The following is a 19,011-nucleotide window of genomic DNA, read 5'->3' on the forward strand; positions in this document are numbered from 1 at the left end:
TGTCACACTCCCCCACACCCGCGTCACCTCACATCGTGCGCCGGTAGAATCAGCCCAATGAGCCCCGCACGAGAACCGTCGACCAGCTCCGAGGAATCCCCCGCGGCCCACGGCGCAAGCGGCATCGACGCGGGCGACCTCGAGACCACCCTGCGCGTACTCGAGCAGCTCGACGGGCTCGACGAGACCCACCCGGACTTCGTGGCGGTACGCCGGGCGACCGCGCGGATGTTCAAGGCCGTCAAGCGCAACCGCAAGGTGGAGAAGCGCGACGCCATCGCCGCGGCCGACCGCGCCGTTGTCGCATCGACCGCGACGGGCGCGCCCGACCGGATCGATGACGAGACTCGCGGTGTTCCCCTCGCCCCCGGCACCACCGCGCCCATCGCGGGACACCTCATCAAGTCGAGAGCCTGCTACATCTGCAAGCAGCACTACACGCAGGTCGACTCCTTCTATCACCAACTCTGTCCGGACTGCGCGGCCTTCAGCCATGCGAAGCGCGACGCCCGCACCGATCTCACCGGCAGGAGGGCGCTCCTCACCGGAGGGCGCGCCAAGATCGGCATGCACATCGCCCTGCGCCTCCTCCGCGACGGCGCCCACACGACCATCACAACCCGGTTCCCCCGGGACGCCGTGCGCCGCTTCTCCTCGCTTGAAGACTCCTCGGAGTGGCTGCACCGGCTCCGCATCGTCGGCATCGACCTGCGCGACCCCGCTCAGGTGATCGGGCTCGCCGACTCGGTGGCGGAACAGGGACCACTCGACATCCTCATCAACAACGCCGCTCAAACGGTGCGGCGCTCCCCCGGTGCCTACAGCGCGCTTGTCGAGGCCGAGAAGGCCCCACTGCCCGACGGCCCGCAGCCCGAGCTCGTGACCTTCGGGCACACGAACGACCAGCATCCGCTCGCGATCGCCGCCTCCGTAACGGCGCATCCCATCCTTGCGAGGACCGCTGTCGACGCCGACCTCCGCACGGCGGCCGAGAACCTCGCCGCAGAAGCCATGGCGGCCGGGTCCTCCTCGCTGGAGCGGCTCGCGGCGGGAACCGCGATCGACGCGGGAGGTCTCATCCCCGACGAGGACCATGTCAACAGCTGGACGCAGCACGTGCAGGAGGTCGAACCGCTCGAAATGCTCGAGGTCCAGCTCGCCAACGCCACCGCGCCCTTCCTCCTGATCAGCCGGCTGCGCTCAGCCATGGCCGCCTCCCCGGCGCGCCGCAAATATGTCGTCAACGTCTCTGCCATGGAGGGGCAGTTCTCCCGCCGTTACAAGGGCCCCGGGCATCCGCACACCAACATGGCGAAAGCCGCCCTCAACATGCTGACGCGCACGAGCGCGGGAGAGATGTTCGAGACCGACAGCATCCTCATGACCGCGGTCGACACGGGCTGGATCACTGACGAGCGGCCGCACCACACCAAGGTGCGCCTGGCGCAGGAGGGCTTCCACGCTCCCCTCGACCTCGTCGACGGCGCCGCGCGAGTGTATGACCCGATCGTGGTCGGCGAGGCCGGCACGGATCTCTACGGGGTGTTCCTGAAGGACTACGCTCCCTCCTCCTGGTAGGCGAGCGGGAAGGACCAAGCGCTCATGTGGACCCCGAGGACGCCGCAGACGTATCTCGAGCGCTGGGACCTCAGGGTGGACGGGCACGCCGTCACGACGCCCTCGTCAACCATCGTGCCCGTGCTGTCTGAGGGCCGCCGCGCCATGCTGAAGGTCGCCCGGATCGAGGAGGAGGGCCGCGGATGTCGCCTACTCGCCTGGTGGAACGGCCGCGGCGCCGCGCGTGTCTTCGAGGCGGACGACCACGCCGCAGTCATGGAACGGGCGGCGGGAGGTAGCCTGCGCCAGGTGAGCAGAGGCGATGACGAGGCCGCCACCCTCACCCTGTGTGACATCGCGCAGACGCTCCACGGAGCCTCGGCGATCATGGCTCCGCCCGGAGGGCTCACCCCCCTTCGCGAGTGGTTCGGTGCACTCTACGCTCGGGCAGAGTCCCACCCGGACGAGAAGCGCGGCTTCTGGACGCAGGCGGCAGAGATCGCCGACCGCCTCCTCGCGGACGACGGGCAGGAGGTCGTCCTTCACGGGGACCTGCACCACGACAACGTGCTGAATTTCGGCGAGGGCCGCTGGAAGGCGATCGACCCCAAGAACGTTGTCGGGCACAGGCTCTTCGACTACACGAGCCTTCTCTTCAACCCCACCGCCCACTCCGCCGAGACCCACTTCGCGCGCAGGATCGCAACGATCTGCCACGCTACCTCCGCTTCTCCGAGTGCCGTTCTGGAGTGGACACTCACCTCTGCTGCCCTGAGTGCGGCCTGGTTCGCGGGCGAGGAGCGCACGGCGGAGAGCGCGCGTCTGCTTCGGATCGCGCGCCTCGCCGCCCGCGGGCTCGAGACGGCTTGAGCCGGCCCAAGCAATACGCTCGCACGCCCGAACGCGCCTTCCGCCGCACTGTCTTTCCGCCCTGCCGGCAGAGCGGTCCGCCCTCTGCAACGCGCTCGCTCACGGTGGCCAGCCAATTTGATAGACAAAATAGTTGACGACCGTTACTGTTGATGATTGCAAGGGATTCCGCGGACGTCCCCGGAATCGAGCACCACCGGCACTGAGAATCAATGGAGATCCCGAATGCCCAGCACGACCGCAGTCCACGACGACACCACCTCCCGCGCCGTGCCAGGTGCCGATGGTGCAACTCCCTCCGTGCGGGTTGAGGGGCTGCGTAAGCGCTTTCGGCGCGAAGACGGGTCCGAGGTTCTCGCCATCAACGACGTGACCTTCGACGTCGCTCCCGGCGAATTCATCGTGCTCCTCGGCCCCAGCGGGTGCGGCAAGACGACACTGCTTCGCACGATCGCGGGGCTCGAAACGCCCGATGAGGGAGTCATCGAGATCGGCGGACGCACCGCCTTCGCATCACAGCGCGGGATCGCTCAGCCACCCGAGCGCCGCGGCATCTCGATGATCTTCCAGTCGTACGCACTCTGGCCGCACATGACGGTGTTCAAGAACATCGCCTACCCGCTGACCAGCCGGAAGGGGCTGCGCCTCTCGCGCGCCGACATCGAGACGCGCGTGCGCACCGCCCTTGCGCAGGTGGGCATTCCCGAGCTCGAGGGCCAGTATCCGAGCCAGATGAGTGGCGGCCAGCAGCAGCGAGTAGCACTCGCCCGCGCCCTCGTGAGCAACGACGATCTCATCCTCTTCGACGAGCCGCTCTCCAACGTCGACGCCAAGGTGCGTGAGCAGCTGCGCCTCGAGCTCGTCTCGATGCAGCGCAAACTCGGCTTCTCCGCGCTCTTCGTGACCCATGACCAGACGGAAGCGATGGAACTCGCGACACGCATCGCGGTCGTCGACTCGGGCCGCATCGCGCAGTTCGGCACGCCCCAGGAGATCTATTCGGCGCCGGCCACCCGCTACGTCGCGCGCTTCATCGGCGCCATCAATGAAATTGAAGGCGTCGTCTCCGCTGTCGAGTCCGACCACGTCGTGCTTGACACACCGCACGGCCGCGTCGTGTCACGCGACACCTCGGCGGGGCTGCTCGTGGGTGAGGGCGCCGTCGCGCTGTGGCGTCCCGAGCGCGGTCACCTCGACACGGAGGAGCCGAACACGGTGAACCGTTGGAGAGTGACAGTGGATGCGGCCATGTTCGTCGGCTCCCACACGGAGTACCTCGTGCGCAGCGGCGACATGTCCGCTCGGCTGTGGAGCCCCCGGTTCGAGGATGTCGCATCCGGATCGTCGTCGTGGGCGAGCGTCTCGCCCGCCGACGTGCGTGTGCTTCCCATCACGGACGGCGAGGGCGGACCCGCCGTCACGGGGTCGATCGGCACGACGGGTTACTCAGCATGACCGCGACGCAGACGCCCCCCACGGCGCCGGCGGCACCCTCACTCGATCCCAAGCCGTCCTCGAAGAAGCCGGGCGGCATCCGCCGCATCGGCCTCTTCGACGGCGTGACGATCGCCATCGGCCTCGCCCTCGTGGCGATCGTGGTGATCCCGCTCCTGCGCGTGCTGATCGGCCTCTTCTGGGTCGACGGTCAGTTCACGATCGACCCCATCGTGCGCACCTTCGCAATCCCCGACCTCGGGGAGCTCCTCATCAACACCCTCATCGTCGTGGGCGGCAGCAGCCTGGCGGCAGCCGTCATCGGTGTGCTCCTGGCCTGGCTCAACGAGCGAACCAATGCGCGCATGGGAGTTGTGGGCGACGCGCTGCCCCTTCTTCCCTTCCTGCTCCCTCCCGTTGCAGGGGCGGTCGGCTGGACGATGCTCCTCTCGCCCCGAGCGGGCCTGTTGAACTCCTGGTTCCGCGATTTCGTCTCCCTCTTCGGCATCGAGCTTGAGACCGGCCCCTTCGACATCAACAGCTGGTACGGCCTCATCATGGTCTTCACCTTCTACGCCGTGCCCTTCGTCTACATGAACGCGGCAGCGAGCCTTCGCAACTTCGACACGAGCCTCGAAGAGGCGTCGCGGCTGAGTGGCGCTGGCGCCATTCGCACTCTCGTCAAGGTCACGCTCCCCGCGATCGCCCCCGGCATCGGGGCGGGCCTGCTCCTGTGCATCTGGTTCGGCTTCGGCATGTTCTCGATCCCGTCCATCATCGGCACGCCTGCGGGCATCGACGTGATATCGGTGCGCATCGTGCAGCTCCTGACCTTCACCTATCCGCCCGAGACAGACATCGCTGTCGGCCTGAGCGGCTTCGTCGTGCTCTTCGTCGGCCTCGCCTACATGATGCAGGCGCGCATCCTGCGCAAGGGGCGCTTCGCCACCATGACGGGCAAGGGGTCACGCTCGGCCGTCACCGATCTGGGCGCGTGGAAGTGGCCCCTGCGCATCCTCATGCTCGTCTACGTCGCGGGTTCGACGCTCCTGCCGATGTTCGCGCTGGTCATCGTGTCGCTCAACGGCTACTGGACCCCCAATATCGGCTGGGACAGCCTGAGCCTCGACGCGCTCCGGATCGCGGTGCTCGATGACTTCATCACGCGTCAGGCGCTTGCCAACAGCCTCGGGCTCGGTCTCGCGGGCGGCCTCATCGGCATCGTCGCGGCCGCGCTCGTCTCCCTCTACGTTGCCCGCAACCGCACGGCGTTCGCACGAGGGCTCGACGTGGGCATCAAGATGCCCGCCGCGATCTCGAACATGGTGATTGCGGTGGGAATCCTGCTTCTCCTGGCCTCGCCGCCCTTCAACCTCTCCGGCACGCTCATCATCCTGCTGATCGGGTACCTTGCGCTCTACCTGCCGCAGGCCTCGATCGCCGCGGATGCTGCCGTGAGCGGTGTCGGCAAGGAGCTGCCTGAGGCATCCAGCGTCTCCGGCGCTTCGCCGTCCCGCACGTTCTTCCGCATCTACCTGCCGCTCATGGTGCCTGGCCTTGTCGCGGGATGGGCGCTGCTCTTCATCCGCATGGTGGGCGACCTCACGGCATCCGCGATCCTCGCCGGCACGGGCAATCCGGTCGTGGGCTTCCGCATCCTCGAGGTCTTCAACGGCGGCTCGTACGCCCTGCTCGCGGCGCTCTCGACCGTGCTCGTGCTCATCACGGCGACCGTGCTGGTGCTCGTCATGGTCTACGCGCGCCGCAAGTCCCGCTTCGGCATCACCACGAAGGTGGGCTGACGTGGAACTCATCCTCCTCGGAACCAAGGGCGGGCCGCGCCTCTCGGCAACGCACTGCGGCCCGGGACAGGTCGTGATCGACGGCGACCGGGTTGTGCTGATCGACGCGGGCCAGGGGGTGCCGCAGCAGCTGCTGCGCGCGGACATCGATCCGGCCGACGTCACCGACGTGCTCATCACCCACCACCACTCCGACCACAATGTGAGTCTCGGAAGCGTACTGATGGCGGCGTGGGCCCACGGCCGTTCGGCACCCATCACGGTGTGGGGTCCGCCGCCGCTCTCCCGACTGGCACACCATGCGATTGACGCCAACAGCTACGACATCGACATCCGCATCATCGATGAGGGACGGCATGACCTGCGGTCGATGATCGAGGTCGTCGAACTCGAGGGCACCGAGCGCGAGGTCGTGATCGGTCACCTGAGGCTCTCGGCGGCGCTCGTGGATCACCCGCCCGTCTACCCGGCCCTCGGGTATCGCCTTGACGGCCCAGCCGGCTCCGTCGTCGTCTCGGGCGACACCGCCGCGAGCGACAGCCTCGTGGCCCTGGCCGAGGGATGCGACATCCTCGTCCACGAGGTCATCAACACGGCTCTCATCGCACCTCACCACGCCGGCTCGGTCAACACCGACTGGAAGAAGCTCCGGGCACATCTCGTCAAATCCCACACGGATGTCACGGAGGTGGGTTCGGTCGCGGCCAGGGCGCGGGTAGGCACCCTCGTGCTGAGCCACAAGGTGCCCGGGGCGACCTTCGACGGCTCCGACTGGGAAACCCCGATCCGAGCCCACTACTCGGGCACCGTCATCCTCGGTCAAGACCTCATGCGCATCCCCGTGGGGGCGCGGATGCCGGCTGCCCAATCCTGAACCACACCCAAGACGCACCACCACCACATCACAAGGAGGCAATCAATGAAGATTCGCACCGCGGCACTCGCCGCAGGAATGACGGCGGCGCTCCTGCTCGCCGGCTGCAGCGGCGGAGGAGGCAACACCGCCGCTCCCGACGTCGAGGTCGACGATCCAGCCCTGCAGGAGCTGATCGACGCCGCCCAGGAGGAGGGCAGCCTCACGCTCTATGGCATCCCCGACGAGCGGGTGCTGCGAGCACTCGGCTCCGCCTTCACGGAGGAGTACGGCATTCAGGTCAACGTGCTACGCCTCGTCTCGGCCGACCTTTCGCAGAAGTTCTCGACCGAGGCCGAAGCGGGAGCCACCGTCGCCGACGCCATCCTGCTCACCCACTCGCCCTTCTTCACGGACGCCCTCGACAAGGAGTGGTTGACGCCGCTCGGCGACGCCGACCTCCCCGCCTTCGAGGGCTACCCGGCCGACTACATCCGCAATGACGGTGGCGCGGCCGTTGTGAGCCTCGTGCCCACGCAGCTCGTCTACAACACCGACAACGTGACGGAGGAGCCGACGAGCTGGGAGGAGTATGCGAAGCCCGAGTACAAGGGCAAGCTGCTCTTCGCGGAGCCCGACTCCTCCCCCGCCAACCTCACCTTCTGGTCGCTCATGATCGACGAGTACGGGGAGGAGTTCCTCGAGGCGATCGCCGCGAACGAGCCGACCTGGATGAACAGCGCAGTCGCGACGACGCAGGGCGTCGCGGCCGGCGAGGGTGATCTGGCCCACCCCGGCGTCCTCGCCATCGTGCAGACGCTGCAGGAGTCGGGGGCACCCGTCGAGGCGGCTCTCCTCGGGCCGACGACCGGCCCCGAGATCGCCCTCGGTCTCGCCGCCGACAGCCCCAACCCCAACGCCGGCCGGCTCTTCGCCCACTGGCTGCTGACAGAGGAAGGCAGCAACGTACTCGCCGAGGAGTCGGGGGCCGGATCCCCCTTCGGCCTCAACATGGTCGACGGCTGGGTGAGCCCCGGACCGGTCGACGAGGACGTCGCAGCCCGCATCAACGAACTCCTCGGGGTCGGTTGAGCTACGGTGGCGCCCGGTCCACGCCGGGCGCCACCTCCCCCGTTGAACCCAGGACGAGAGACAGCACCATGAGCCTCACGAGCACCGAACATGACCGCCGACGCGACGACCACGACTTCGACCCCGTGCGCCCCGGAGAGACCTTCACGAGCGCGCACGAGGAGTTCCACGAGCTGCGCAAGGCGCATCCGGTCGTCCGCAGCCAGGAGTACGAAGGCTTCTGGGCCGCCATCAGCTATGACGCAGTGCTCAATGTCATCACCGACATCGAGCACTTCACGACCTCCAAGCAGAACGCCGTGCCCAAGTTCGCCTTCACCGGCGTACGACCGCCGCTCCACCTGGATCCGCCGGAGCACACCGACTATCGCCGCGTCATCAACAAGGCGTTCACCCCGCCCAAAATGCGGGCGCTCGAGCCGAAGGTGCGCGCATCCGCCATCGCGTTGCTCGACCCGCTCATCGACGCGGGGTGGGCGGATGTCTGCGCGCAGTACGCCCACCGTTTTCCCGCTTTCGTCTTCGCCGATTTCTTCAACCTCGACGTCGAGACGTCTCACCTCATCAAGAAGGTCACAGGCACCTATGTCGATGCGATTCAGGTGCTCAACCACGAGGTCGTCAAGAGCCTCAGCGGCAAGCTCTACGAGATCGCACAGGGCATCATCGATGATCGCAAGGCCGGCGGCTACGACCCCGAAGTCGACCTGACCGCAGCCCTGCTCGCGGCGCGGCCCGACGGTGAACCTCTCCCCGATGCCATGATCCTCGGCACGGTGCGACAGCTCATCGTCACGGGGATGGTCGCCCCAAGTGTCTTCATCGGCAACATGTTTGTGCACCTCGCCCGCGACCCCGAGCTGCAGGATCAGCTCCGGGGCGACCCCTCCCTCATCCCGGCCGCGGTCGAGGAGTTCTTGAGGCTCTACTCCCCCTATCGAGGCATGGCCCGCACTGCCCGAGAGGACGTCATGCTCGAGGGGCAACTCATTCGCAAGGACGACCCTGTGGCGCTTGTCTACACCTCAGCCAACCGCGACGAGAGCGTGTTCCCCGACGGCGAGAAGTTCATCCTGAACCGCCCCAACATCGCCAAGCACATTTCGTTCGGCCGTGGCACGCACAGCTGCCCCGGCGCTCCCCTCGCGCGCATGATGATGGTCATCACGCTCGAGGAGGCGCTGAAGCGCAGCGCGAGCTTCACCTCGGCCGGCGAACCGGAGATGGCGATCTGGGCGGAGTGGGGCACGCGCTCGGTTCCGCTCGACTTCGTGCGGGCCTGAGCTGGGAGGCAACGTGAGCATCGCGCAGGCGTCCCAGATCCCCGACGACTTCGACGCGCGGGCACCCGAGACGTTCGATAGCCCGCACGAGGTGTACAAACGCCTGCGGGATCAGCAACCAGTCGCACATTCCAAGGAGTACGGGGGCTTTTGGGCCCTCACCCGCTTCGAGGATGTTGAGGCGGCGGCCAAGAACTCCGACCTCTATATCTCCTCGGTGCGGGCGGTCGTGCCAAGCGACCCCCGCGGTATCCGTCGACCGCCGCTCAACTTCGACGCACCCGCCCACTCGCCCTTCCGGCGTGCCCTCGACCGCACGCTGCACCACTCTCGACTCGAGCGCATTGCGGAACGGCTGCGCGAGCACGCCGCCCGCGAGATCACGCCCTTCATCGAGGCGGGCACGAGCGACATCTGCCAGGGCTTCGGCACCGTCTACCCCGCATTCACCGCGGCGGAGTGGCTGAACCTCGACCACGACGACGTCTACAGACTCGCGGATGTCGCATCCGAGTGGGTCGACGCGTGGCGGCGACAGGACGGCGAGCTCGTCACCGAACGCAGCAACGAGATGTATGACATGGCGCGTGCGCTTGTAGCGGACCGCAAGGCGCGCCCGAGGCCGATCGAAACGGACCCAGCGAGTTCCCTCCTCGCGGAGCAGTACGAGGGCGAACCCCTGAACGAAGAGCTCGTCGTGGGAGCCCTACGGCAGTCCCTCGTCGTCGGCATGGTGGCGCCGCCCATTCTCCTCGGCGGCATCTGCGTGCACCTCGCGCGCGACCCGGAGCTGCAGCAGCGGCTGCGCGAGCATCCGGAACTCCTCCCGGCTGCGGTCGAAGAGTTCGTCCGGCTCTACACCCCCTACCGGGGCTTCGCCCGCACCGTCGCGGAGCCCGTCACGCTGCACGGGCGCACCATCAATCCGGGAGAGCCTGTCACGCTCGTCTATGCGTCGGCCAATCGCGACGAGCGGATGTTCGAGAACCCCGACGAGTTCGTGCTCGACCGGCCCAACATCATGCAGCACCTGGGTTTCGGCCGCGGTCGCCACCGCTGCGTCGGGATGTCGCTCGCGCGGCTCAGCCTGCGCATCGCCCTCGAGGAACTCTTGAAGCGCACGAGGAGCATTGAACTCGCCGGCGAGATTGAGACAACGCGGATGCCCGAAGTCGGTGCGCAGGGAGTGCCGCTCCGGGTCACCCCCACCAGCAGGGGCTGAGGAGCTTCAGGCGTCGCGCGACGTGTGGTGCGAGGCCAGCGACGCGAGGCTGCGGTCGACGTTGCCGATGATCTGCCGGAAGCGGCCCTCCGCCGTCGTGCCCAGCTCGTCGTAGATGTGATACGCGACCTCGCGGGCCCGCCTGCGAGGCCAGTCCTCGGGGAGGAGCTGCGAGGGCAGCGTCGGGTCCACCTGCCGAAACTGCAGCCACTCGCTCATGACCTCCGTGCGCAACACAAGCGCCTCACTCGGTGCGACGCGGCCCGCGATGACCTTCTCGACCATCGGCTCATGCCGCGCGATGAAATCGCGATACTCGCGTTCCAGCTCGCGCAGGTCGAAGACATCGATGAAGGATTGCTCCCTCCCTGGGCGCTCAAGGATCTGGGCACGCATGACGCTCGCATCCGTGACATCCAGCTCCTCCAGCAGCGCGGTTGCCTGCTCGACGCGGTGGTGCGGGGAGACCCAGATGGCGTCGTTGAGCAGACCGAACTTGAGGTCGCGCAGGCCGTTTCGCAGCAAGCGGCGCACATCGCGGTCCTTCTCGGGGATCGAGAACGACACGACTGTCCAGTGCTCGTCCCAGTCGGTGAACTCGAGCCCGAAGCGCAGCACCCGCCGTCGCCGCGCGACAGTGGACTCGGACATGTGCTCCGGTATGCCGTAGAAGGTCGTGCGTCCCGACTTGGCCTGCTCGAGCATCCGTCGGTTGGTGAGACGGCGCATCGCCTGCCTGGCGCTGCTCTCGGTGACGCCGAACTCGGCCAATAGGTCGACGAGAGCGGACGAGGGGATCTTCTCGCGTCTTCCGGACCAGTAGTCACCGAGCAGCGTCACCAGCAGGTACTGGGGCTCGCGCCCCGTCGTCGAACGCGGAAGGTGGGGCCCCGGCGGCAGGAAGTCCATGCTCGTTTCGCCCCCGATCGTCGTGGTCATGGCTGCTCCACGTTAGCGGAGGAAAGCACTGATTCCGTGAGCCACGTCGCCACACGTCCACGGAAAACCTCGACATCGTAGGAACTCTCGTCCGCATTGTCGGCGTGTACCTCGATGACGGGGATGCCCGCCGCCTCGAGAGCGCGGGTCGTCGCCCAGTTGCCGCGAGGGTCGTCCGACACGAGGTGCACGACCCCGTCGACGCCGTGCTGCCTCGCCTGATGCACATACCACTCGGCTGACATAGGGGCGACGTAGAGATGCTCGCTGAACCCGACGAAGCGTGCGGCGAGGGCGCGCAGCGGGTCGTCACCGTAGCGGAGGTAGCCGTCAGCTGCGATCGCGAGGTACATCGACCACACGAACACGGCGCCGTACTCCTGCTCGAAGTGGCGGTAGAAGCCGAGGTCGAACCACAACCCCCGACCCACCCACATCAGCCGAGCACGCTCCGGCGTCGCGAGCGCGCTGCCCGCGGCGATACGCGACTCGACCTCGAGATACAGCTGCTTCGCGGCATCCCGCCCCCATTCCGAGCCCCGATGCCACTGCGGCACCATGACGGCGGAGATGCTGTCGTTGACGCTCACGGGGCACGGCCGCGCCTGCGCGAGTAGGTCTCGTGTGCGCCGATTCCACTCGGCCTGCTCGTTGCCGAGTTTCATGATGCGGGCCAACTTGTCGCGATCGAAGGCCGTGCCCGTCTCCTTTTCGAGGAAGGCGATGAGCTCCTGCATCTCGGCCACGAGGAGGTCGATGCGATCGCTTCCCGCGAGACGCTCCCAGTCGTGCGGCAGGTCATCCCACCACTCGGCCTCCATCTCCGCCTCGGCCGAGTTCTCGAACTCGAAGCAGGTGATGCCCTCCTGCTCGCCCCAGACGTCGAAGACCTTGCGGGTGACGTCTCCCGTGATGTCGCTCATGACGAGGAAGGGCTTGGGCAGGCCGCCCCAGGGCCCCGTTGCAGGCTCCGGATCGAAGACCGAGCCGAGCCCGATGGCGTTGTACTGCTCCGAGTCGCGAGGAAGCCCCTCCTGCGCGACGAGATCGAGGTAGCGCTGGGCACCCGACCGGGATGCTGCGATCGAGGACCACCACTGGTTGACGACGTAGGGGATGTCGAAGGCGCGGAGGATCTCGTGCGGGGTGTCGGCATTCACGAGGGCGAAGCGGCCGCCCGCCGCGACATGCTCGTGGAGCTCCGCGAACCAGCGCTTCTGGTAGGCGAGAGCATCCCCCGCCGCTGTCAGGCGGTCTGCACGGTGCTTATTCATTCGTTGACTCCTGTCGCCTCGGGGGCGGTCAGCGCCCGGTCCAAATCCCCTCGGTGGATGCGACCGTAGGGTTGCCTGACCACGACGCCTGCCGGCACGGGGGATTCGCGTCGCTGCGCCGCAAAGTCCCACAGGGGGGCTTCGTCCATGAGGCGCACATACGACAGGAGCAGCTCGGCTGACGTGCGGCGGATGCCCGCAGCCGTGTGCGCCGCGCGAGCTCCGATCGATGCCCGCTGGGCCGTGGGCCCGTTGTGCTGGTAGCGGAGGGTGATCGCCTCAAGCACCTCGGCGGGCGCGCCCGGGGAGCGCACATCGCGCTCTGCGAGCAGCTCCCCGTGGTCGTGATCTTCGCCGACGATGACCGTGCCGCGCGCCTCGATCTCTCTGTAGACGCCGTGGTGATCGTGGTTACTCCCCGTGAGGAAGATGCGGCGACCCGAGAGTGCTGGCAAGTCAGCGGCACCGGCGACGAGCGCCTCGAGGCACTCGTGGTAACGCGGTCGGGGCATGCGGTCGGCCGCCGCGAAAACGGCGAGGGCGTCGCATCCGCTCATCTTCGCGGGCACCGCGCTGCGCAGCCGCATGGCCGCCCGCTGGAGCGCCCGCGTCGCATCCTGTTCGGCCACGGCATGCTCGATCGCCGCCTCATCGGGACGCGTGCCTGTCCACCGCTCCAGCACGTCGAGGAACTCGCGCAGCTTGGCGGCCGTGTAACGGGTGCTCGCCGCGCGCGGCAGGTGGAGCACGTCGACGAGGTGCACGGGAGGGACTGTGGTCTCCGGATCGACGCGTCGCATCTCGCGCAGAACGTAGTACAGGCGTTGGGATGCGTCACAGTCGCTCGAGACGACAATCGCGTCAAGCGGCCCGAACGCTCCCGAGAGGATGCCTGCCAACAAGGAGCGTGTCGCAGGGTCGAGCCCGCGTCCGAGGTAGCGGTCAGCCGGAGCTGTGTCCCACTCCGGGTTGCCCCGCAACCGAAAGGCGCAGGCACCCGCGGCATGGATCAACTCGAGCGGCACATCCTGGCCGACCGTGCCGATCACAAAATCGCTCGCGTGTGTGGCGGCGTCGCGCTCGGCGGCGGCCCTGATCTCATGCAGCGCATCCGCCGCCGTGATGGGTGCCATGGTGCCTTCCGTTGCTGTCGTCGTCGAGTCGTCGTCGTGATGGGTCGCGTCAGCCACCGCTCTCCCTCTCAGGGGTGCGGGCGCGCCCGCGCACGAGCGCGAGATACACGGCGAGACCACAGCAGGCTGTGACGGCGGCACCCACACCGAGCGCAGCCTGTCCCGAGGTCACGTCGATCAGGACACCCACGAGCAGGGCACCGAGCGGAGCCACCCCCTGCTGCCCCAGCGTGACGAGCGACATCGTGCGCCCGAGCGCGTGGGGTTCCGACTCCCCCTGGGCGGCCCCGCTCAGCACGCCCTGGTAGACGCCGATCCCGATGCCGAGAAGGGGCGCCGCGAACAGGAACAGCAGCAGGCTCGGTGCTGCCGCATTGACGGCGAGCGTCGCGGAGAAGAGCAGGCACGCGGGAACGAGGGTCGAAGCTCCGAGGCGGGCATAGCGGGCGAGCAGCACTCCGCCGACGACCGCCCCGACAGCGTTGAGCGCGTGTGCGGCGCCCAGCTCCCCCGCGTCGCCGCCGAAACCGAGTGACACGGTCGAGGTGAGTACGACGTTCATGTTCATGGCCGCGAGTGTGACGACGACGTTGACGACGAGGATCACGACGAGCGCGCGATTTGAGCGGATGGCGCGGAGGTTCTCACGCACGCTCGGTCCCCTGCCCTCGGGGCGGATCCGGGCATGCAGATCGCCCGGGCGGATGAGCAGCACAGCGACAAGCACGGCGAGGTACGTCGCGGCGTTGATGAGCAGGCAGGCGGCGGGGCCGACCGCGAGGAACGCGAGCCCTGCGAGGCCGGGACCGATCGAGCGGGCTGCGGAGATGTAGACGGTGCTCAGCACGACCGCGTTCCGAAGAAGCTCGGCCCCCACCAGCTCGAAGATGAACGCCTGCGCTGCGACCCGCTCAAAGGCGTGGAAGCATCCGGAGAGCACGATGAGCCCATAGATCCACGGCAGCGAGGGGCTCTCCTGCGCCACGGCGACGGCGAGCCCGCACGTGACCACGATCGAGCAAGCGGATGTCGCGGCGAGGATGCTCCGCGGAGACACCGTGTCGGCCAGCCGACCCGCAACTCCCGCAAGCAGCAGGATCGGACCGAACTGCGCAACCGTGACGAGGGCGAGCGCACTCGCGCTGCCCGTCACCTGAACGACGATGAGCGAGATTGCGAGATTCTGAAACCACGTGCCCGTATTGGAGACGAGCTGCCCCACGAAGTACCGCGCGAAGTTGGCGACGCGAAACGCCTCAAGCGCCCCACCGTGGGAGCGTGAGGACTGCTCCCGCGTGCCTTCGCTGGGAATCATGCCGCGCGCCGCATCCCGATGCTCACAGCGCCCCCGCACGCCGGAGCTCACGGACGCGCTCCTCGGAGTAGCCGAGCAACTCCCGCAGCACGGTATCCGTGTGTGCGCCGAGGGCCGGGGCGGGCTCGGTGAGGGTGGTCTCAGCAGCGGACAGGCGAATGGGCATCCCCGAGCCGTAGAGCTCCTCCTGAGTGCCGAAGGCGGGGTGCCGCAGTTGCACCACCTCGCCCCGCTCCTGCACGAGCGGATCCCGCACGGCGTCTGCGGTGCTTCTCACGGGCGCCGCGGGCACCCCCGCCGCCTCGAGCCTGCTGGTCGCCTGCTCTGTGCTCAGGTGCTGCGCCCACTGCGCGATCATCGCGTGCAAGGCGTCGGCGTTGGCGACACGACCGTCACGCCGGGCGAAACGCTCATCCTCCGCAAGCTCCGGCGTTCCCAGTGCTGTCATGACCCCGCGGGCGAACTCGTCGGTGGGCGCACAGAGGGCGAACCATCCGTCCTTCGTCGCAAAGGTGCCGAAGGGGGCCAGACGCGGCACATAGTCGCCCGTGCGCAGGGGAAGGCCGATCTGCTCGAAGGCGTCGAAGGGCTCACACGCGACGAGTGAGGTGAGCGCCCCCAGCATCGACACGTCGACGTGCTGCCCCTCCCCCGTGCGTTCCGCCTGCACGACCGCGCCAAGCGTGCCGATGACGGCGAAGAGCGGTGCGACGAGATCGCCGATCGGCAGGCCGAACCGCACTGGCCCGTCATCCGGCTTGCCCGCCGTCATCATGACGCCGCTGAGAGCTTGGATGATCGTGTCCATAGCCTTGCCGGTGCCGACCGTGCCCTGCGCACCGAAGCCGCTGATCGAGGTGTAGACGAGTGCGGGGTTGAGGTGGCGCACCGCCTCATAGTCGATGCCGAGACGCTTGGTGACCCCCGCGCTGTAGTTCTCGACGACGATGTCCGCGTTGGCGACGAGGTCGAGGAAGACCTGGTGACTCTCCGGGTGCTTCATGTTTAGCGTCATGCTCTGTTTGTTGCGCCCGCGCAGCATCATCGAGACGGACATGTCCTCCTCGCTCGTGCGCGTCACGCTGAGTCCCTCGCGCGTGACGTAGGGCGAGTTGTTGCGGGAGCTGTCGCCGCCTCGCACAGGGTTCTCCACCTTGATGACGCGCGCGCCGAGCCCCGCAAGCAGGAGTGTCGCGTACGGGCCTGACAAGGCGGTTGTGAGGTCGATGACGGTCTTGCCCTCGAGGGGGCGGGTGGTGCTCATTCGATGCTGTCCTTCCAGGATCACGCGCGAGGCGAGCGGACGCGCACAAGCTGTCCGTCCCAGGTGAACTCGGTGTCGAGGTCGATTTCGCGCGTGATGTTCTCGATGTAGTCGGCGACTCGGCGCCCTGTTTCGTCGTCTCCGTGCGGCACGGGGCGTGCATCGTCGTCGATCCAGCACGGGATGAAGGCCCCCGAGACCGCTCCCGTGTCGCTCACCTCCAGCACGGCGATGGCGGTATTGCGACTCTCGGGATGGAACGCATAGGTCGGCATGGCCGGATCGGGGCTGAAGCCGAAGAGCTTCTTGCGCCGCTTCGCCCAGGCCTGGCGTTCAGGGGAGTTCTCGTCGCCGCTTGAGAGCGCGGATGTCACGGTCACGAAGTTGCCCAGCCCGTGGAAGATCGGCGCCCCCCGGTAGACCTCGATGCCGCGCATGATGTGCGCATGGTGTGCGATGACGGCGTGGGCGCCCGCGTCCACGGCGGCTCGAGCGATCTCGAACTCGTACGCGGCGACGTCTGCTGGCATGTGCCCGATGCCCTTGTGGAGGGCCACGATGACGACGTCGACCTCGTCGGCGAGACGGGCGATGGCATCCGTGAAACCCTTGAGGGAGGTGGGATCACAGAAGCTGTAGATGGTGGGTGGGCCCCCCGGGTTGGCACTCTCGAGCTCGTAGTGGGTCACAACCTTGACGTAGGCGGAACCGGGCTTCTTCGACGTCGCCCACGACTCCCGCGGCCCCACACAGTTGACGTCCAACACTCCAATGCGGTGTCCCCCGCGCTCGACGACGGCAGGCTCCCACGCCTCCTCGAGCGTCATCCCCGCTCCCGTGGGGATCATTCCGGCCTCGCGGCAGAGGCGGATGGTGTCGGCGATCCCCTGCGGTCCGCAGTCGTAGATGTGGTTTCCAGCGAGCGTCGCGACCGCGACACCGGCACGTGCCGCCGCCGCGACATGCGCCGGGTCGGCCGGCGGAGCCGGCACATCCACACTCGCGCTCTCGGTAGAGGTCGTGTGCGGCACCTCGATCTGCGCAATCGCCAGGTCGGCCGCCTGTAGTGTCGCCGCGCTCGGCTGGAAGTAGAAGTCCGGATCGGGTTCGTCGAGGACGAGATCCCCGACGGCCATGATGCTGATCGCCCGCTTCACGCCTGCACCTCCTCGCCCTCGCGCTGGCCTTCGGAATAGCGGGAGAGGAAGGATCTCAGCCTCTCCGTGCGTGGCTGCGTGAAGAACTCGGCCGACGCGCCCTCCTCGATGACCCGGCCCCCCGCCATGAAGACGCAGCGGTCGGCCACTTCGCGGGCGAAAGCCATCTCATGCGTGACGACGACCATCGTGATGCCCGTCGAGGCGAGGCTCTTCATGACCGCGAGAACCTCGTCCACGAGCTCTGGGTCGAGCGCGCTCGTGGGCTCGTCGAAGAGGATGACGCGGGGATTGGGGGCGACAGCGCGGGCGATCGCCACCCGCTGCTGCTGCCCGCCGGAAAGCTGTCGCGGGTGAGCATCCGCCTTGTCGGCGAGTCCGACCCGGTCGAGCAACTCGAGCGCGCGAGCGCGAGCCTCGGCCATCGGCACGCCGTGCACCTTCACAGGTGCCTCCGTGATGTTGCGCAGCACGCTCCAGTGCGGAAACAGGTTGAACTGCTGGAACACCATGCCCATCTGTCTGCGCTGGCGCTCGATCTGGCGATCGCTGCGCGGTCTGATGCCGCCACGGTGCTCCTCGAAACCGAGAAGCTCCCCGTCGAGGTACATCGCCCCGCCGTCGATCGACTCGAGCTGGTGAAGACAGCGCACGAGCGTCGACTTGCCCGAGCCCGAGGGGCCAAGGATCGCGACGACGTCGCCCTCGCTGACGCTGAGATCGACCCCGTCGAGCGCGAGGGTCTCTCCGAAGCGCTTCGTGACTCCGAGGGCCTCAAGAACCGTGCGGGACTCGGTGTTCGACGCGCTCATCGGCGATCCCCCTTCGTGGTGCGTCGGCCGCGGCCGACGCCGCGCCCTCCGGCTGGCTCGGGCAGCGGCACTGCCCCCGTCAGCATGGTGCGAATCGAGCCGGTCCTCGGCGCGGTGGTCGCCGCCCGGTCGTAGCCGCGCCCGAAGTAGCGTTCGATGCGACGCTGCCCCATTGTCAGGAGCGTGACGACGAAGAGATACCAGACGACGGCGACAAGCAGCAGCGGCACGACCTGGTAGGTGCGGTTGTAGATGACCTGCACGGAGTGCAGGAGGTCGCCCATTGCAATGACCGAAACGAGAGACGTGCCCTTGAGTAGGGCGATGAACTGGCTGCCTGTCGGCGGGATGATCACGCGCATCGACTGCGGGAGCACCACCCGCATGAAAGTCTGGCGGCCGCTGAAGCCCATCGCTTTGGCGGCGTCCCGCTGGCCCGGGTCGACCGCGAGGATGCCCGAACGCACGATCTCCGACATGTACGCCCCCTCGTGCAGGCTGAGCCCGATTATTGCGGCCGTGAGCGGGCTGATGAGGTCGTTGGCCGACCACGAGTAGAGCTCGGGACCGAAGGGCACACCGATCGTGATTCGCGGCACAAGGTAAGCGAGATTGAACCAGAAGATCAGCTGCACGAGCGGCGGGATTCCCCGGAAGATGCCGACGTAGAGCTGACAGATCCACCGCACGGGGGCGAAGTCGCTCAGCTGCCCCGCCGCGATGACCGTCCCGAGCACCGAGCCGATGACCATGCCGACAATCGTGAGGAAGATGGTCATGGCAAGGCCTGAGAGCACCGTCGGATCGAAGAGGTACTGCGCGACGACATCCCACTCCAGACGCTCATTCGTCACGAGGAAGACGACGACCTGCAACAGGATGATCGCGATGATGGTGCCGCCCACAACCCGCCAGGGGCGGAATCGGGGTCGGGCGTTCGCGACGTCGACGGTCAGACCGGCGGAGGTCGAACTCGGGGTGGTCATGGTTCTCCTGCGTTATGG

The 19,011-nt window shown here is 67.6% G+C and carries 16 protein-coding genes; 8 read left to right on the top strand and 8 right to left on the bottom strand.

Translation table 11 applies throughout. From position 1 onward, the window contains the following. Positions 1 to 57: 57 nt before the first annotated feature. The 8 genes from OH146_RS02410 to OH146_RS13855 all read left to right on the top strand — a co-directional run bounded on the left by OH146_RS02410 (position 58) and on the right by OH146_RS13855 (position 10,113). On the top strand, positions 58 to 1,578 hold the full coding sequence (locus tag OH146_RS02410) for an SDR family NAD(P)-dependent oxidoreductase (RefSeq protein ID WP_265157019.1): 1,521 nt from the start codon (positions 58 to 60) through the stop codon (positions 1,576 to 1,578). Between the two features lie 24 nt (positions 1,579 to 1,602). After that, positions 1,603 to 2,427, top strand: coding sequence for an aminoglycoside phosphotransferase family protein (locus OH146_RS02415; RefSeq protein WP_265157021.1), 825 nt, complete (start codon positions 1,603 to 1,605; stop codon positions 2,425 to 2,427). Between the two features lie 225 nt (positions 2,428 to 2,652). Further along, a complete protein-coding gene (locus tag OH146_RS02420; protein WP_265157023.1) occupies positions 2,653 to 3,882 on the top strand; it encodes an ABC transporter ATP-binding protein in 1,230 nt (409 codons plus the stop codon). After that, positions 3,879 to 5,663, top strand: a complete 1,785-nt coding sequence (locus OH146_RS02425; RefSeq protein WP_265157026.1) for an ABC transporter permease — start codon at positions 3,879 to 3,881, stop codon at positions 5,661 to 5,663. Before OH146_RS02420 ends, OH146_RS02425 begins: the two co-directional genes overlap by 4 nt. A 1-nt stretch (position 5,664) precedes the next feature. Further along, positions 5,665 to 6,537: an MBL fold metallo-hydrolase gene (locus OH146_RS02430; RefSeq protein WP_265157029.1), complete on the top strand. Its 873-nt coding sequence runs from the start codon at positions 5,665 to 5,667 to the stop codon at positions 6,535 to 6,537. Positions 6,538 to 6,582: 45 nt separating this feature from the next. Further along, positions 6,583 to 7,608 carry an ABC transporter substrate-binding protein gene (locus OH146_RS02435; RefSeq protein ID WP_265157031.1) on the top strand — a complete coding sequence of 342 codons (1,026 nt, stop codon included), beginning with the start codon at positions 6,583 to 6,585 and terminating at the stop codon, positions 7,606 to 7,608. A 68-nt stretch (positions 7,609 to 7,676) separates the two neighbouring features. After that, positions 7,677 to 8,891, top strand: coding sequence for a cytochrome P450 (locus tag OH146_RS02440; protein WP_265157033.1), 1,215 nt, complete (start codon positions 7,677 to 7,679; stop codon positions 8,889 to 8,891). Positions 8,892 to 8,904: 13 nt separating this feature from the next. Beyond that, positions 8,905 to 10,113, top strand: a complete 1,209-nt coding sequence (locus tag OH146_RS13855; protein ID WP_265157035.1) for a cytochrome P450 — start codon at positions 8,905 to 8,907, stop codon at positions 10,111 to 10,113. 6 nt (positions 10,114 to 10,119) lie between these two features. Here the strand turns inward: OH146_RS13855 and OH146_RS02450 are convergent, their stop codons facing one another. Genes OH146_RS02450 through OH146_RS02485 form a run of 8 tightly spaced genes read right to left on the bottom strand, consistent with a single transcriptional unit; the run spans position 10,120 to position 18,993 of the window. Further along, on the bottom strand, positions 10,120 to 11,052 hold the full coding sequence (locus OH146_RS02450) for a PaaX family transcriptional regulator (protein WP_265157037.1): 933 nt from the start codon (positions 11,050 to 11,052) through the stop codon (positions 10,120 to 10,122). Continuing rightward, entirely contained in the window at positions 11,049 to 12,326 is a 1,278-nt protein-coding gene (locus OH146_RS02455) for a 2-hydroxyacyl-CoA dehydratase family protein (RefSeq protein WP_265157039.1), read from the bottom strand. The genes OH146_RS02450 and OH146_RS02455 overlap by 4 nt, the downstream gene beginning before the upstream one ends. Continuing rightward, complete coding sequence (locus tag OH146_RS02460; protein ID WP_265157041.1) at positions 12,323 to 13,516, bottom strand: 2-hydroxyacyl-CoA dehydratase family protein; 1,194 nt, start codon at positions 13,514 to 13,516, stop codon at positions 12,323 to 12,325. The genes OH146_RS02455 and OH146_RS02460 overlap by 4 nt, the downstream gene beginning before the upstream one ends. Next, on the bottom strand, positions 13,509 to 14,825 hold the full coding sequence (locus tag OH146_RS02465; RefSeq protein ID WP_265157043.1) for an MFS transporter: 1,317 nt from the start codon (positions 14,823 to 14,825) through the stop codon (positions 13,509 to 13,511). Before OH146_RS02465 ends, OH146_RS02460 begins: the two co-directional genes overlap by 8 nt. Then, positions 14,797 to 16,038 carry a CaiB/BaiF CoA transferase family protein gene (locus OH146_RS02470; RefSeq protein WP_265157045.1) on the bottom strand — a complete coding sequence of 414 codons (1,242 nt, stop codon included), beginning with the start codon at positions 16,036 to 16,038 and terminating at the stop codon, positions 14,797 to 14,799. Before OH146_RS02470 ends, OH146_RS02465 begins: the two co-directional genes overlap by 29 nt. 20 nt (positions 16,039 to 16,058) lie before the next feature. Beyond that, on the bottom strand, positions 16,059 to 17,195 hold the full coding sequence (locus OH146_RS02475) for a CapA family protein (protein ID WP_265157047.1): 1,137 nt from the start codon (positions 17,193 to 17,195) through the stop codon (positions 16,059 to 16,061). Beyond that, on the bottom strand, positions 17,192 to 18,007 hold the full coding sequence (locus tag OH146_RS02480; protein WP_265157049.1) for an amino acid ABC transporter ATP-binding protein: 816 nt from the start codon (positions 18,005 to 18,007) through the stop codon (positions 17,192 to 17,194). The genes OH146_RS02475 and OH146_RS02480 overlap by 4 nt, the downstream gene beginning before the upstream one ends. Next, positions 18,004 to 18,993 (bottom strand): amino acid ABC transporter permease, encoded by a 990-nt coding sequence (locus OH146_RS02485; RefSeq protein WP_265157051.1) that lies wholly within the window; start codon positions 18,991 to 18,993, stop codon positions 18,004 to 18,006. The genes OH146_RS02480 and OH146_RS02485 overlap by 4 nt, the downstream gene beginning before the upstream one ends. Positions 18,994 to 19,011: the final 18 nt, after the last annotated feature.

Source organism: Homoserinimonas sedimenticola, from assembly GCF_026094475.1.
GTDB classification, from domain to species: domain Bacteria; phylum Actinomycetota; class Actinomycetes; order Actinomycetales; family Microbacteriaceae; genus Homoserinimonas; species Homoserinimonas sedimenticola.

Coding starts and splice junctions, on each gene's coding strand:
- OH146_RS02410 (WP_265157019.1), top strand. CDS start 58: ATGAGCCCCGCACGAGAACCGTCGACCAGCTCCGAGGAATCCCCCGCG.
- OH146_RS02415 (WP_265157021.1), top strand. CDS start 1,603: ATGTGGACCCCGAGGACGCCGCAGACGTATCTCGAGCGCTGGGACCTC.
- OH146_RS02420 (WP_265157023.1), top strand. CDS start 2,653: ATGCCCAGCACGACCGCAGTCCACGACGACACCACCTCCCGCGCCGTG.
- OH146_RS02425 (WP_265157026.1), top strand. CDS start 3,879: ATGACCGCGACGCAGACGCCCCCCACGGCGCCGGCGGCACCCTCACTC.
- OH146_RS02435 (WP_265157031.1), top strand. CDS start 6,583: ATGAAGATTCGCACCGCGGCACTCGCCGCAGGAATGACGGCGGCGCTC.
- OH146_RS02440 (WP_265157033.1), top strand. CDS start 7,677: ATGAGCCTCACGAGCACCGAACATGACCGCCGACGCGACGACCACGAC.
- OH146_RS02450 (WP_265157037.1), bottom strand. CDS start 11,052: ATGACCACGACGATCGGGGGCGAAACGAGCATGGACTTCCTGCCGCCG.
- OH146_RS02455 (WP_265157039.1), bottom strand. CDS start 12,326: ATGAATAAGCACCGTGCAGACCGCCTGACAGCGGCGGGGGATGCTCTC.
- OH146_RS02470 (WP_265157045.1), bottom strand. CDS start 16,038: ATGAGCACCACCCGCCCCCTCGAGGGCAAGACCGTCATCGACCTCACA.
- OH146_RS02480 (WP_265157049.1), bottom strand. CDS start 18,007: ATGAGCGCGTCGAACACCGAGTCCCGCACGGTTCTTGAGGCCCTCGGA.
- OH146_RS02485 (WP_265157051.1), bottom strand. CDS start 18,993: ATGACCACCCCGAGTTCGACCTCCGCCGGTCTGACCGTCGACGTCGCG.